Raw genomic sequence first — 14,785 nt, 5'->3', positions numbered from 1 at the left:
GCGCACGACTTCGCGCGCATTCAGTTCCGGAGATGGGAAAAATGGACAGTGTAGTGATGCGCGCAAGCGGCTGGTTTGCGCTCTTCCTCGTGACCATGGTGCTGGTTGTCGTGGCCGAAGATCGCGGATACGCCGTCCATATGGCTATCGCCGGCGCGGCGGCGCTCATCATGGTATGGGCGACGCTGACCCGCATTGATTATTCCGCGCTCGCGCGCGGTATCCTGCGCACGCCCGACGATAAGAGCCAATATTATGATGATGTCGTGCGCTGGGGCGTCATCGCGACCGTCGGCTGGAGCGTCGTCGGGCTTCTTGCCGGTCTCTTCATAGCCCTTCAGCTTACATATCCGGTGCTGAATTTAGGATCGGAATTCACGACTTTCGGCCGTCTTCGTCCCCTCCATACATCAGCGGTCATTTTCGCTTTTGGCGGCAATATCCTGATCGCCAGCAGCTTCTATGTGGTCCAGCGGACATGCCGGGCGCGCCTCGCCTTTCCCGGGCTCGCGCGGTTCGTCTTCTGGGGGTATCAGTTTTTCATTGTCCTGGCGGCGACCGGCTATGTCATGGGCATCACCGCATCACGCGAATATGCCGAGCCGGAATGGTATGTCGACATCTGGCTGACGATTGTGTGGGTCGCCTATTTTGTTGTTTTCGTTGGTACATTGGCGCGGCGTAGGGAGCCGCACATCTATGTCGCGAACTGGTTCTATCTGAGCTTCATCATCACGATCGCAATGCTGCACATCGTCAACAATCTGGCGATACCGGTCAGCATTTTCGGCTCGAAAAGCTATAGCGCATTTGGCGGGGTGCAGGATGCGCTCACGCAGTGGTGGTACGGCCACAACGCCGTCGCCTTCTTCCTGACCGTCCCGTTTCTGGCGATGATGTACTATTTCGTGCCCAAGCAGGCGAACCGTCCGGTTTACTCCTACCGCCTGTCGATCATCCACTTCTGGTCGCTGATCTTTCTCTACATCTGGGCCGGGCCGCATCACCTGCACTACACGGCGCTGCCAGACTGGGCGCAGACGCTGGGTATGGTGTTCTCGGTCGTGCTGTGGATGCCAAGCTGGGGCGGTATGATCAACGGGCTGATGACGCTGAACGGCGCGTGGGACAAGATCCGCACCGACCCCATTATCCGTATGATGGTCATGGCGCTGGCGTTCTACGGCATGGCGACCTTCGAAGGGCCGATGCTGTCGATCAAGGCTGTCAACAGCCTGTCCCATTATACCGAATGGACGGTCGGTCATGTGCATTCCGGCGCGCTCGGCTGGAACGGCATGATCAGTTTCGCCGCGATCTATTTTCTGGTCCCGCGTTTGTGGCGGCAACCCCGGCTGTATTCCCTGCGTATGGTGAACTGGCACTTCTGGCTCGCGACGATTGGCATCGTCCTTTACGCCGCGGCCCTATGGGTTGCGGGGATCATGCAGGGTCTGATGTGGCGTGAATATGGCGAGGACGGCTATCTCGTCTACGCCTTTTCGGAAGTCGTCAGCGCGATGTTCCCGATGTACCTGATCCGCGCCGTCGGCGGCGCTCTCTACCTCGCCGGGGCAATCATCATGGTGTACAACGTCTGCATGACGATTGCAGGCCGGCAACGCGCCGAAAAGCCGATGAGCGACGCCGTCTACGATCCAGCGGCGGATCGCCCGATCGTCACGCAGCCGGCCGAATAGGAATCCCGACATGTCTCTACTCACACGGCAACACAAGAAACTTGAGCGGAATATCACGCTGCTCGCAATCTGCAGCCTGATCGCTGTCGTCATCGGCGGCGTCGTTGAAATCGCGCCCTTGTTCTGGATCGATTCCACCGTGGAGAAGGTGGAAGGCGTTCGCCCTTACACGCCATTGGAGCTTGCCGGCCGCAACGTGTACATCCGCGAGGGCTGCTACAACTGCCACAGCCAGATGATCCGCCCGTTCCGCGACGAGGTGGAACGCTATGGCCATTTCAGCCTCGCTGCGGAAAGCATGTATGATCATCCGTTTCAGTGGGGGTCGAAGCGGACGGGCCCGGACCTTGCGCGTGTCGGCGAGCGCTATTCGGACGAATGGCATGTTCAGCATATGAAAGATCCCCGGTCGGTCGTCCCGGAATCGATCATGCCGCCTTACGCGTTCCTGGCGGACCGCGATGTCCGCACGGATGACATTGGCGAGCATCTGATCGCCCTGCGCCGGGTCGGCGTCCCCTATACGGACGAACAGATCGAGTTGGCCGAGGAAGACATGCGGCTTCAGGGCAATGCGGATGGCTACGGCCCCGACCTCGCGGTGCGCTATCCGAAAGTTCAGGTACGGGATTTCGACGGTGACCCGCAGCGTCTGACCGAAATGGACGCGCTCGTCGCCTATTTACAGATGCTGGGCACGCTGGTCGATTTCGAGACCGCCGAGCCGATGGAGCGTTCCGAATGACCTATGACGAAATGCGACATTTCGCAGACAGTTACGGGCTCGTCGTCATGGTGATCCTTTATATTGTCCTGTGCGGCTGGGCGTTCCGGCCGAACGCGAAGAAACGCAATGAGCAGGCTGCGAACATGATTTTCGCGGACGATACCATCAAGGACGAGAATGATGGCTGACAAAAAGCGTATCGACGAGCCGACGGGCACGGAAACCGTCGGCCATGAATGGGATGGCATCGAGGAACTCGATACGCCGATGCCGCGCTGGTGGTTGTGGACGCTCTATGCGACCATCATCTGGGGGATTGGCTATACGGTGCTTTATCCGGCATGGCCGGGCATTACCGGCTATACGAAAGGTGTGCTCGGCTGGTCCAGCGAGCAGGAGTTTCGCGACGAAATTGCCGCCGCAACGGAACGGCGCGCGCCGGTTCTGCGCGCGCTCGCGTCAACGCCGATCGAGCGGTTGCCGGACGATAGCGAACTTCTGCAGTTCGCCATTGCGGGCGGCGAATCCGCCTTCAAGCAATATTGTGTTCAGTGCCACGGGTCCGGCGCCGCGGGTTTCACGGGCTATCCGAACCTGAATGACGACGAATGGCTTTGGGGCGGTGACATCAAGGCGATCGAGTTCACGATTGTCCATGGCATTCGCAATCCCGATCATGACGACACAAGATATTCCCAAATGCCGGCATTTGGCCGGGATGGTATTTTCTCTCCCGAGGAAGTCACGGACGTATCGAATTATGTACGGGTCATCAGCGGACAGGAAGAGAAGAGCGAGTCGGCTGCCCGCGGCGCGGCGCTGTTCGCGCAGCAATGTGTCGCCTGTCACGGGGCGGATGGACAGGGGGACCGCGAGCAGGGCGCGCCAAATCTGACTGACGCCATCTGGCTATATGGCGGCGATGCCGAGTCCATTCGCAATACGGTTCATAATAGCCGCTCTGGTGTCATGCCGCGCTTCGGCGAGCGCCTCGATCCGGTGACGATCAAGATGCTGGCGGCCTATGTCCACTCACTCGGTGGCGGCGAAAATTATGTCGAGGTCGCCGCCGATCCCGAGGTGGAGGTCGATGAACGCCCCTGACACCCTCGATGAACCGCCGCTGCAGCTTTACGAGAAGCGCAAAAGCGTCTTTCCGCAGGCAGTTGACGGCACGTTTCGCCGTCTGAAATGGGCCATCATGGCCGTGACGTTGGCCATTTACTACGTCACGCCCTGGATTCGCTGGGACCGGGGACCCTATGCTCCCGATCAGGCGGTGCTCGTCGATCTCGCCAATCGCCGTTTCTATATGTTCGGTATCGAGATCTGGCCGCAGGAATTCTACTATATCGTCGGCCTGCTCGTGATGGCGGGCATCGGCCTGTTTCTGGTCACGTCCGCGGTTGGACGGGCCTGGTGCGGTTATGCGTGTCCGCAGACCGTGTGGACCGATCTTTTTCAGCATGTCGAACGCTTCGTCGATGGCGATCGGAATGCGCAAATCCGGCTGCAACGCGCGCCCTGGGGGCCGGGGAAGATCGCGCGGCGCCTGTTCAAATGGTCCATCTGGCTTGTGATCGCGTTTGCGACCGGCGGTGCATGGATATTCTACTTTGCCGATGCACCCACTTTGGCTCAGGACTTTCTGACCGGGAATGCCGCCTTCGTCGCCTACGCAACGGTGGGCGTTCTGACGGCGACGACCTTTATTTTCGGCGGGTTTCTGCGCGAGCAGGTGTGCATCTACATGTGCCCATGGCCGCGCATCCAGTCGGCGATGCTGGACGAAAATTCCCTGATCGTGACCTATAAGGAATGGCGAGGAGAGCCGCGTGCCAAGGGCCTGAAGAAAGCGCGTGGCCCCGACGAGCCCTTTGGCGACTGCATCGATTGTATGAAGTGCGTGTCCGTCTGTCCGACCGGCATCGACATTCGGGAGGGACCGCAGATCGGCTGCATCACATGCGCGCTGTGCATCGATGCGTGCGACAAGGTAATGGATCAGATCGGTCGCCCGCGCGGCCTGATCGACTATGCGACGCTGGAGGGGCAGGAGAGGGAGCGTGAGGGCAAGCCTGCTTTGTCGCCGCTAAAGACGCTTCTGCGGCCGCGCACGCTTCTCTATTTCGGTATCTGGGCCGGTATTGGCCTGGCCATGCTATTTACGCTCGGTACCCGTTCGCGCATCGATATCGCCGCCGCGCACGACCGGAATCCGCCTTATGTGCAAATGTCCGATGGTACGGTTCGCAATGATTTTACACTGAAGGTCAGCAATATGCAGGCGCGGCCCCGGCAAATGGAAATCGGCCTGGTCGGGCTCGACGATGCGGTGATGTGGCGGCGCGGAGGCAGCCGTGACATCGCAGGGCGCACCCTCACGGTGGATCTGCCCGCCGACAGCGTGAAGCCGGTGAAGGTCTTCGTCGTCGGCCCGGATTCAGCGCTGGGTCGCCGCGACTTCGCTTTCAGTGTCCGCGCCCTCGATGAAGAAGGCGGTGCCGACAGCGTCAAGGTTCATTTCGCAGGTCCGGGAGACGGCTCGTGACGCGCAAGTTCACCGGACGCCACATGTTCATCATTCTGGTACTGTTTTTCGGTACGGTGATCGTCGTGAATCTGATCATGGCGCGGTTTGCCATTGGTACTTTTGGCGGCACCGTCGTGGACAATAGCTACGTGGCGAGCCAGAACTATAATCAGTGGCTGGAGGAAGGGCGGTCCGCCCAGGCCCTCGGCTGGACCCTGACAGGTGAACGTGCCGAAACGGGCGCTTTCGTGGTGACGCTTGTAGACGGGACCGGCCCGCTGAAAGACGTCGAACTATCGGGAACGGCGGAGCACCCCCTTGGCCAGAGCGAAGACCGGGTCCTGTCGTTTACGAAACTGTCCCCGGGCATATTCACCGCCCCGCTTCCCGAAGGGCGCTGGAAAGTGCGTCTTCGGGCGGAACGTCCGGGACAGGAATATCGCGCGATCAGGACAATCGAATGAACGCGCCAGCCAATGTGCGGCTGCGCCCGGCAGGTAGTACCATAGAGTCGGTATTCACGGTTCCCGGCATACGCTGTGCCGGCTGCATCGCGAAAATCGAAACCGGAATGACCGCGATACAGGGCATCGCGGCGGTTCGCGTGAACTTTTCAGGGAAAAAGGTTTCGGTGTCGCACCTCCCGGAACTTACCCCCCGTGACATCGAAACATGTTTCGAACGGATGGGATTTGAAGCGCAGCAGGCCGTTTCGAACATCGACGAACGCGACCCCGAAGCGAAGATGCTCACGCGCGCGCTTGCCGTCGCCGGTTTCGCCGCGATGAACGTCATGCTGTTTTCTGTCAGCATTTGGGCAGGGGCGGACCCGGCCACACGTCAGCTGTTCCACTGGCTGTCAGCGCTGATTGCCGTGCCTGCGATCGCATATGCCGGCAGACCGTTCTTCCTCTCCGCCTGGCGTGCGCTGCGGGCGAGGCGCACCAATATGGATGTGCCGATCGCTGTCGGTCTTGTGCTGGTGACCGCCATGAGCCTGCATGAAACGGTGACCCACGGACCGCATGCCTGGTTCGACGGCGCTGTCATGCTCTTGTTCTTCCTGTTGATCGGGCGTGTCCTCGACAAGCAGGTGCGCGCGCGCGCCATGACCGGGATCGAAGCTCTGCTGAAGCAGCGGGCGCCGGGTGCGCATGTCGTTCAAGGGGATGGCGGCACAATCTGGCGTGAAGCTGAACATCTGGCGCCCGGCATGCGCATGCTGGTCGCGGCAGGCGACCGGTTCGCCGCCGACGGCACCGTCGAGTCGGGAACCAGTCATGTCGACGCCAGCCTGCTCACCGGCGAAAGCGAGGCTGCCGAAGCACGCGTCGGCAGCGACGTCGCGGCAGGATCGCTGAATCTGACAGCGGCGCTGACCGTCCGCGTCACGCGCGCGGGCGAAGACACGGCGATCGCGGAAATGGCGCGCCTCATGGAGGCGGCGGCTCAGGGAAAGTCGCGCTATGTCCGCATCGCCGACCGCGCCGCGCGGCTCTACGCGCCAGTGGTGCACCTTGTCGCTGCCGCTGCCTTCACCGGCTGGATGATGGCAGGTGCGGGATGGCATGAGGCGCTGCTGATTGCCGTTGCCGTGCTCATCATCACCTGCCCCTGCGCACTTGGACTTGCCGTTCCGGCCGCGCAGGTGGTTGCGGCCGGGCGGCTGATGAAGGCGGGGATCCTCGTCAAGGATGGCAGTGCGCTTGAACGGCTGGCCGAGGTGGACCAGGTCTTTTTCGACAAGACGGGAACGCTGACGATGGGGTCGCCCGTGCCGCAGGATCTTGGTGTCTTATCGGATGAAGATGCCAGCGTGATCCTTGCGCTCGCCCAGTCGAGCCGACAGCCGCTGTCACGTTCCCTGACCCGGGCGCTGAACGGCATGAACGTCACGCCCGCCGCGCTTGAAAATCTTACTGAGCGTCCCGGCGAGGGGGTATTCGCCGCCTATCGCGGACAGCCGGTGGCGCTGCGCAAACCGTCGAAGCGCGATGCACCATTGGCCACTTTGTTTGAACGTGACGGAGATCCGCTGCATCTCCTGACATTCGCCGACGATTTGCGCCCTGAAGCGAGGTCGGCCATCGACGCGCTTAAAATCCGTATTCCCGATATCGCCATCCTGTCCGGCGACCGCGAGGGCCCCGTTGCCAAAGTTGCGCGGGATCTTGATATTCCCGCACGGTCCGACCTGCTGCCGCCACAGAAGCTTGCGACGATAAGAGCGGCGCAGGCAGATGGGCACCGGGTCTTCATGGTCGGAGACGGGCTCAATGACGGGCCCGCGCTTTCCGCTGCGGATGTTTCCATGGCGCCCGGCACGGCCAGCGATGCCGGGCAGCAGGCCGCCGATTTCGTATTCCTGGGTAATAGCCTGCGGCCGGTTGTCACCGCGCTCGACACCGCGAAACGCACGATGCGGATCGTCAGGCAGAATTTCGCGCTTGCGATCATGTATAATATTCTGGCCGTCCCCCTCGCCGTTGCCGGCCTCGTCACACCGCTTGTTGCAGCGGTGGCCATGTCGCTGTCGTCCGTGATCGTGGTGGGCAATTCGCTGCGTCTGGCGCGTTCATGACGGGCCTTGCGGTTCTGATTCCCATCGCGTTGGGACTTGGCCTGGCGGGGCTGGCCGCGTTCTTCTGGGCGATGAAGCACGACCAGTTCGAGGATCTCGACGGTGCCGCATTGCGGATTCTAAACGAAGACGAAGATGAGGTTGCCGCAAGGCCCGAAGCGCGGCCATCGCGGCGGCCCTCCCGCGATCACGGAAAGGCGTCTATCGAACAGCGGGAAATGTGAGTTCGAACCGGGCCCCATGTGCGGGCTGCGTGTGAACGAGCTGCAGATCGCCACCATGCGCGCGGGCAATTTGCCGCGCAAGCGTCAGGCCGATGCCGCTACCTTCCGGTCTCGTCGTGTAGAAAGGCTGAAAAACCCTGTCACGATGCGCGTCGGACAGTCCGGGTCCATCGTCGATAACGCTGAGGGTCAGGGCATTTGCAAGGCGCTGAATCTCCAAAGTGACATGGACCCCGCTACCGCCAGCTTCGACGGCATTCTGCAACAGCGCCCAGACCGCCGCGTTCAACTGATCCGGGTCTGCCAATACCAATTGCGGGGCGCGATCATATTTGACGGTGAGGTTCGGGCCGTTCGTCCACCGTGTGTCAAACATTCGCTGCAGATCCGACACGAATATCCGTAACTCGATGGGAGAAATATCAGGCGGAGGCAGGCGTGCCAGATCGCGATATGCGCGGCTGAATTTCTGCAAGCCATCGGCGCGCCGCGCAATCGTTTCCACGGCATCGCGCGCAGCGGCTATATCGGGCTTCACATCCATCATCAGCGCCGCCGCTGTTCGCCCGAGCGACGCAATGGGCGTCAGCGCGTTCATGATCTCATGGCTCAGCACCTGCAGCAGGTCGCGCAGCGCATTGGCCTCCGCGACCTTCAGTTCGGCATCAATATCGATAAGCGCGGCGATCCGCCCGCCTGTCCCGCCGGAATCGAGATCGGCAATCGCCAGCGCTGCGGCATGCCCTCCGTCCATTCTGACGCTGGTGGTTTGGCCCGGGGCGGTGGCGGAAATGGCCGCCACCAGTCCATCGGGCGGTGACGGAATGAGGTCGTCGGCCGCAAATAGCCGCCGCGCGGCGCGGTTGACGGCCCATAGCCGCATTTCCCGGTCAAGCGTGACAAGCGGCGCGGGGGATAGGTTCAGATAGGCAATCAGCCGCTTCTGCTCGCGCAGCGCCGCTTCGTCCGGAGTTTGCATGACAACCGTAACGGGGGCCGTCTGCCGCGTTGCCATCGCCGACAGGATCGCGGAGATCCAGACTGCCACGAGAAGCGCAAGCGCAGTGTTGGCATAGAAGCCCTCGCGCCAGGCAAGCATGGCCGCCGCTCCCGTGAAGATCAGCAGCGTGGCGTATAGCGCGGTCCTCAGCCTAAAGTTCATATTTTGCCATTCTGCGATAGAGCGCGGCGCGGGTCAGGCCGAGATCCTTGGCGGCGCGGGACACGTTGAAATTATGCCGCTTCAGGGCGGCCTCCACCAGCACCTTCTCGCTGCGCGTCAGGTTGAGATCCGCCGCGATGGCGCGCGGGCGATGGTCGTCATCATCTATGGCAAACCCGAAATCATCGACGCCGTGCTCCTCGCCCGTGCCGAGCAGTACCGCCCTCTCCATGGCCTGCCGCAGGCCGCGCACATCGTCGGGCCAGCTGTCCGCGGCGATTGCCTCTTCCGCCTCATACGTCAACGCCTTTGCGGGCTTTCCATAGCGCCCGGCGAACAGGGCAAGAAAGTGCCGGGCCAGTAGCAGTGCATCGCCCCCGCGCTGACCGAGCGGCGGCAGGGTGATCTCGATAGTGTTGAGCCGGTATAGCAGATCCTTGTCCAGCCTGGCTTTCAGCTCGGCACGGGCCTCGCAGCTTGTGGCGATGACGCGCACGTCGGAAAGGGCACGTGCAAGAGTGGGCTGCAACGCGGCGCCCAGCTCTCCCACATCCTCGATCAGCAGGGTCGCGCCTCTGGCACGCGCCGCGGCATCGATAATATCGGCATCGGACAGGGGTGTACCCGCTGCGAGCGTAACGAGCGGTTGATCGGCCAACGCAGACGCATGATGCAGCGCGCGTGCGGCAAGGCTCTTACCGCTACCCGCCGGTCCCTGAATAAGGACGGCGGCGCCCGTCGGGGCGACCCGGGCAATGGTATCACGCGCGCGCACGATGGACGCATCCTCGCCCAGGAGTAGGCGGTCCTCGGTATTTGCGGCGATGTCGGGCGCGGCCTTGGTCTTGGCCCGGCGCAGGTCGGTAGCGCGCTGAACCGTCGCGACCAGACGCTCATTGTTCCAAGGCTTGATGACAAAATCGCTTGCGCCGGCCCGCATCGCCTGCACGGCGATATTGATGCCGCTATGACCGGTGACAACGACAATGATGGCATTCCGGTCGGCGGCAAGCAGCCGGTCCAGCATCGCGAACCCTTCCGCGCCCGACGTCTGCCCGCGTGCGAAATTGAGGTCGAGAAGGATGACATCAAAGCTTCGCCCCGCGAGCAGGGGCCATGCCGCATCCGGGGATGCCGCGCCCGTCACCGCGATGCCCTCCCGCATCAGCAGCAACCGTGCCGCCTTCACGATGTCAGGATCATCATCGATAAAGAGGACGGATGATGATTCGGGCTCATCTGATTCGGTTGACATGTTTTTACCCGTGTTCGAAATCGGACACCTCCTTACAGGGGCGAACAGCCGCGCGCCAAGACGTGTAATTTTATTTAATCAATTCAGAAATTAAGGTTGATTCTGCAAGCTGACATATACTGTCCTCATGACAGCAGTGAGCACCCCAGACGTAAGCGGCGCAAATATGGACCGCCGGATAGAAGCGCCAAAGCCAAAATCGCGGACATGGGCGGTGCGGCTTGGCATCGGCCTGGTCGCCATTCTGGCAATTCTGTTCGGCTATCGCCTCATCCCCGCATCAGGGTCACTGACCGTCGATGCCGCTATGATCCGCACGGGTGAAGTCGTGCGCGCACCCTTTCAGGATTATGTACCGCTCCGCGCGAAGGTTGCGCCGTTTTCGACGACGTTCGTCGCCTCTGTCGCGGGCGGCCAGGTCGAGGCGCTCATCGCCAGTGACGGGCAATTGGTGACCAAGGGCGATGCGCTTGTGCGCCTCACCAACCCCGCGCTGGAGCTCGATGTCGCCTCGCGCTCCGCCGACATTGCCGGGCAGCTTGGCAATGTCAGCGGCCAGCGCCTCGCCGTACAGCGCGGCCGGTTCGAGGGCGACAAGGATCTTGCCGAAGCGCGAAACGCCCTCATGAAGGCGGAGGAAGATTATCAGGCCAAGGCGTTCCTGTTCGAACGCCAGATCGTCAACCAGGCCGCCCTTGACCCGGTCGCTGCGGAGGTTGCCTTTCGCCGTGCGCGGCTGCACGCCCTCGAACAATCGCGCGCCAGCGAACAGGGGGTCCTCGCCAGCCAGTCTGCCCGTATAGGGAGAACCGAGGCGCAGCTGAACCGCAGCCTCGCCATGGTTCGCCGCAGCCTCGATGCGCTCACCATCCGTGGACCGGTATCGGGCCGCCTGACCGCTTTCACCCTACAAGCTGGTCAGACGCTCACTCCCGGCGATCCAGTCGGGCAGATCGATAGCGAGGGCAGGTGGAAACTCATCGCCGATGTCGATCAATTTTATCTGGGCCGCGTCGAAACCGGCCTTGCTGCACGCGCGACCATTGGCGGCAAGGTCCTCCCGATGACCGTCATCAAGGTCCTGCCGCAAGTTACGGACGGTCAGTTTCGTATAGAGCTGGGCTTTACTGAAGAGCCCTCTGCGCAACTCAATCGCGGCCAGACGATCGACGTGCGGCTCGTACTGGGCGCCGACCGGCCTGCGTTGGTGGCCCCGTCAGGTGGCTGGCTGGACGGCAATGGCACCAGCGCCTTCGTCATGGACGGCGAGGGCCGCGCACATCGCCGCGCAATCACCAGCGGCCGGCGCAATCCCGACCAGGTCGAAATCACCTCCGGGCTTTCCGCCGGAGATCGCATCGTGACCTCCGCCACCGGCAGTTACGCCGACTACGACACGCTCATTCTTAATTAGGAAAACCGATGATCCAGCTCGAAAATGTCTGCCGCCTGTACCGTTCCGACGAGGTCGAAACGACCGCACTCACGAGTATTGACCTCAACATCGACGCAGGCGAATTTGTTGCCATCATGGGGCCGTCCGGTTGCGGCAAGTCCACGCTTCTGAACGTTCTTGGCACGATAGATCGTCCCAGTTCCGGTCGGTACATCTTCGAGGGTAGGGACATCAGCGCCAGTGCCGAGCAGCAACTGGCAAAGCTGCGCCGCGACCGCCTGGGTTTCGTCTTCCAAAGCTTCAATCTGATTGACGACCTGACCATCGGCGAGAATGTCGCGCTCGGCCTCGCCTATCGCGACATGTCAGCAAAAGAAAAACGCGAGCGCGTCGAGGCCGCCATGGACCGGGTCGGCGTCGCGCATAGGAAGGACCATCACCCGCACCAGTTAAGCGGCGGCCAGCAGCAGCGCGCCGCCATCGCGCGGGCGATTGTGGGAGAACCGAAGCTGATCCTGGCCGACGAGCCAACCGGGAACCTCGATACGGAAAACGGCGCGCAGGTAATGGACATATTGTCCGAACTCAACGCGGACGGCGCGACCATCGTCATGGTTACGCACTCACCCGCCCATGCCGATATCGCCAAGCGCACCGTCTCTATGGTCGATGGCCGCATCCTCACCTCCGCCCGCCGCGCCGCCTGAACGGGAACAGATACATGACCTCCACCGCTCTTCTGACGCTCTACCGCTCGCTGACCCGGCACAAGCTGCACGCCGTCCTGTCCATCGGCGGCCTCGCTCTCGGCATCGCGGTGTTCCTGGTGCTCTATCTCTTCGTTCAGAACGAGCGTGGTTATGACCGGCAGTTGCCGGGGTCCGAAAATATCTATGTCATGACGCTCACCTACGATCTGCCCGGCATTCCAGAGCTTGAGGGCGTAGATACAATGGCTGCGCTCATTGATTTTCTGAGAGCGGATTATCCCGGCCTGCAGGGTACGCGTCTGAAGGAGACCGGTATCGCCGTCCAGAAGGGAGCGAGCGCGACATCGGAACAGATGGCCCTTGTCGACAGCAACTTTTTCGATCTGTTTCCCTATCCCGTGATTGCGGGAGATGCGGCAGCGCTAAGCGACCCCGACAGCATTGCGATCACAGAAGATATGGCGCGAAAATATTTCCGTGACCCGCTGCCCGTGGGCGAGACCATCGCCCTGACTGTCTATGGCGAGACACGCAGTTTTCAGGTTGGCGCGATCCTGAAACAGCCAGCCGCGAACCGCAGTTTCGATCAAGAGATTTTTGGCCAATATGTGCGCGAGCGCTACGCAGATGAGAATTTCGACAATTGGGGCAGTCAGCAGCTCTATACATTCGTTCAGCTTCCGGACGCGAACGCTGCGGCGGCTATGACGGCGGACATGCCTGCGTTCATCGACCGGCATACCAACGCAGTCGATGTGGCTCCCGGCCAGCAATATTCCGACATCATGACGATGCAAACCCGTCCCCTGCACGATGTCCATCTGATGCGAGAAAGCGACAGGACCGTCGTCGTCACGCTTGGCGTAGTCGGCATCTTGACCCTGCTTATAGCGATCGTGAACTACATCAACCTCGCGACAGCGCGTGCCGGTCTCAGGGCGCGAGAGGTGGCGATCCGGAAAGTTTTGGGCGGCACGCAGACATCACTTGTCATCCAATTCATGACAGAGGCGATCGCGACCGTAGCCTTCGCGTCACTCATCGGGCTGGCCCTGACGGAGCTTTCGCTCCCCTTCGTAAACAGTCTGGGCGGTACCGACCTTGGCCTGACATATTGGGGCGCCGGTTCGATCCTGCCGCCGCTGATCATGATGGTCCTCATCGTCGGTCTTCTGGCAGGGCTTTATCCCGCCTTCATCCTGTCCGGTTTCCAGCCCGCCGCCGTTCTTGCGTCGGCGCGCGCGCCGGGCGGGGGCCGCGCGGGACAAAAGCTTCGGCGCGCACTTGTCGTCATGCAGTTTTCGATTGCCGTTGCGTTCATGATCGGCACCCTCATCCTGCTTGCGCAGACTCGTCATCTGGAACAGGCCGATCTCGGTTTCCAGCGCGACGGCCTGATCACCGTCCATAGTTTCCAGAACGTGCCCATGGACGACAGCCAGGGGCGGGAAATGCTTGCCGCGTTCCGTGCCATCGATGGTGTGACGAGCGTCGCTGTCAGCAACGACACCCCCGGCGTCGCCTATAGTACGAGTTCCACCACGATCCAACGGCCCGGTGAGAATATGCCGACGCCCTCGCTCACATGGGTGCGGACAGGTCCCGGCTATTTTGACACATATGGTGCCCGCCTGATCGCGGGACGGGACTTTCGCGCGGATATCGCGCTGGACGATACGGCCGATATCAATTTCGAGGATATGAAGGCGAATACCTATAACATCATTCTCAGTCGTGCCGGTGCGCGGGACCTCGGCTTTGCGTCACCTGAAGCCGCGATCGGGGAAATCGTCCAGAGCTTCGGCGCTGAAGCGGAAAACCGCGTCATCGGCGTCGTCGACGACATGCGCTTTCGAAGCCCTCGGGAAGCCTTGCGCCCGATGATGTATTTTTACGAATCCGACAATATCGACGGTGCACTCGCCGCCCTCAGATTCGAGGGGCGTCCCGCCCGCGACGTGCTTGCGGACGTCGAGGCGACATGGAAAAGAATAGCTCCTGCCGTCCCGTTCAGCGGAAACACGGCCAGTCAGACACTTTACAACAGTCTTTACAAGGCCGACGCACAGCGCTCGCGTCTGTTCACGATCGGCGCGGTGCTGGCTGTCCTTATCGGCTGTATCGGCCTTTACGGCCTCGCCAGTTTCGACACGGCGCGGCGGGTGAAGGAGATCGGCATCCGCAAGACGCTGGGCGCGTCAACGAAGGAGATCCTGCGGCTCCTGATCGGCCAATTCCTCCGGCCCGTCCTGATTGCCAATCTCATCGCCTGGCCGCTTGCTTATCTGGCTATGTCGAACTGGCTGAACGGCTTTGATGACCGTGTTGCGCTGTCGCCATTCTTCTTCATCGGCGCTTCGTTCCTCGCCCTTATCATTGCCGCCGTGACCATATTCGGCCAAAGCTGGCGCGTCGCGCGCGCCGAACCGGCCCGCGCACTAAGGTATGAATAACGATGTCCGGACCCAGGGAAACGTGGGGGACGACACGTGGTTGC

Annotated in this window: 13 protein-coding genes; 11 read left to right on the top strand and 2 right to left on the bottom strand. The window is 61.5% G+C overall.

Features of this window, described 5'->3' with window-relative positions:
* Nucleotides 1-41 precede the first annotated feature (41 nt).
* The 8 genes from ccoN to ccoS are packed head-to-tail and all read left to right on the top strand — an operon-like array spanning nucleotide 42 to nucleotide 7,765.
* Entirely contained in the window at nucleotides 42-1,700 is a 1,659-nt protein-coding gene (gene ccoN, locus KCG44_RS11560; protein ID WP_218446233.1) for a cytochrome-c oxidase, cbb3-type subunit I, read from the top strand.
* A gap of 10 nt (nucleotides 1,701-1,710) precedes the next feature.
* Complete coding sequence (ccoO, locus tag KCG44_RS11555; protein ID WP_218446232.1) at nucleotides 1,711-2,445, top strand: cytochrome-c oxidase, cbb3-type subunit II; 735 nt, start codon at nucleotides 1,711-1,713, stop codon at nucleotides 2,443-2,445.
* Nucleotides 2,442-2,615 (top strand): cbb3-type cytochrome oxidase subunit 3, encoded by a 174-nt coding sequence (locus tag KCG44_RS11550; RefSeq protein WP_218446231.1) that lies wholly within the window; start codon nucleotides 2,442-2,444, stop codon nucleotides 2,613-2,615. Before ccoO ends, KCG44_RS11550 begins: the two co-directional genes overlap by 4 nt.
* Nucleotides 2,608-3,531 (top strand): cytochrome-c oxidase, cbb3-type subunit III, encoded by a 924-nt coding sequence (gene ccoP / locus KCG44_RS11545; protein WP_218446230.1) that lies wholly within the window; start codon nucleotides 2,608-2,610, stop codon nucleotides 3,529-3,531. The genes KCG44_RS11550 and ccoP overlap by 8 nt, the downstream gene beginning before the upstream one ends.
* Nucleotides 3,518-4,978, top strand: a complete 1,461-nt coding sequence (ccoG, locus tag KCG44_RS11540) for a cytochrome c oxidase accessory protein CcoG (protein WP_218446229.1) — start codon at nucleotides 3,518-3,520, stop codon at nucleotides 4,976-4,978. The genes ccoP and ccoG overlap by 14 nt, the downstream gene beginning before the upstream one ends.
* Nucleotides 4,975-5,424 (top strand): FixH family protein, encoded by a 450-nt coding sequence (locus tag KCG44_RS11535; protein WP_218446228.1) that lies wholly within the window; start codon nucleotides 4,975-4,977, stop codon nucleotides 5,422-5,424. The genes ccoG and KCG44_RS11535 overlap by 4 nt, the downstream gene beginning before the upstream one ends.
* Nucleotides 5,421-7,541 carry a heavy metal translocating P-type ATPase gene (locus tag KCG44_RS11530; protein ID WP_218446227.1) on the top strand — a complete coding sequence of 707 codons (2,121 nt, stop codon included), beginning with the start codon at nucleotides 5,421-5,423 and terminating at the stop codon, nucleotides 7,539-7,541. The genes KCG44_RS11535 and KCG44_RS11530 overlap by 4 nt, the downstream gene beginning before the upstream one ends.
* A complete protein-coding gene (ccoS, locus tag KCG44_RS14640; protein ID WP_218446226.1) occupies nucleotides 7,538-7,765 on the top strand; it encodes a cbb3-type cytochrome oxidase assembly protein CcoS in 228 nt (75 codons plus the stop codon). The genes KCG44_RS11530 and ccoS overlap by 4 nt, the downstream gene beginning before the upstream one ends.
* Here ccoS and KCG44_RS11520 read toward each other — a convergent pair.
* Entirely contained in the window at nucleotides 7,743-8,927 is a 1,185-nt protein-coding gene (locus KCG44_RS11520; RefSeq protein ID WP_218446225.1) for a sensor histidine kinase, read from the bottom strand. The two genes, ccoS and KCG44_RS11520, sit on opposite strands and share 23 nt — an antisense overlap.
* Complete coding sequence (locus tag KCG44_RS11515) at nucleotides 8,917-10,182, bottom strand: sigma-54-dependent transcriptional regulator (RefSeq protein ID WP_218446224.1); 1,266 nt, start codon at nucleotides 10,180-10,182, stop codon at nucleotides 8,917-8,919. The genes KCG44_RS11520 and KCG44_RS11515 overlap by 11 nt, the downstream gene beginning before the upstream one ends.
* Nucleotides 10,183-10,348: 166 nt before the next feature.
* On the opposite strand from KCG44_RS11515, the gene KCG44_RS11510 reads away from it, so the two are divergent.
* The 3 genes from KCG44_RS11510 to KCG44_RS11500 are packed head-to-tail and all read left to right on the top strand — an operon-like array spanning nucleotide 10,349 to nucleotide 14,741.
* Complete coding sequence (locus tag KCG44_RS11510) at nucleotides 10,349-11,596, top strand: efflux RND transporter periplasmic adaptor subunit (protein WP_218446223.1); 1,248 nt, start codon at nucleotides 10,349-10,351, stop codon at nucleotides 11,594-11,596.
* Nucleotides 11,597-11,604: 8 nt separating this feature from the next.
* Nucleotides 11,605-12,285 carry an ABC transporter ATP-binding protein gene (locus tag KCG44_RS11505; RefSeq protein ID WP_218446222.1) on the top strand — a complete coding sequence of 227 codons (681 nt, stop codon included), beginning with the start codon at nucleotides 11,605-11,607 and terminating at the stop codon, nucleotides 12,283-12,285.
* Between the two features lie 14 nt (nucleotides 12,286-12,299).
* A complete protein-coding gene (locus KCG44_RS11500; protein WP_218446221.1) occupies nucleotides 12,300-14,741 on the top strand; it encodes an ABC transporter permease in 2,442 nt (813 codons plus the stop codon).
* Nucleotides 14,742-14,785: the final 44 nt, after the last annotated feature.

Source organism: Pacificimonas pallii (assembly GCF_019204005.1).
Taxonomy (GTDB): domain Bacteria; phylum Pseudomonadota; class Alphaproteobacteria; order Sphingomonadales; family Sphingomonadaceae; genus Pacificimonas; species Pacificimonas pallii.
Note: the sequence above shows the minus strand (reverse complement) of the source record. Positions and strands in the feature narration are given on the sequence as shown.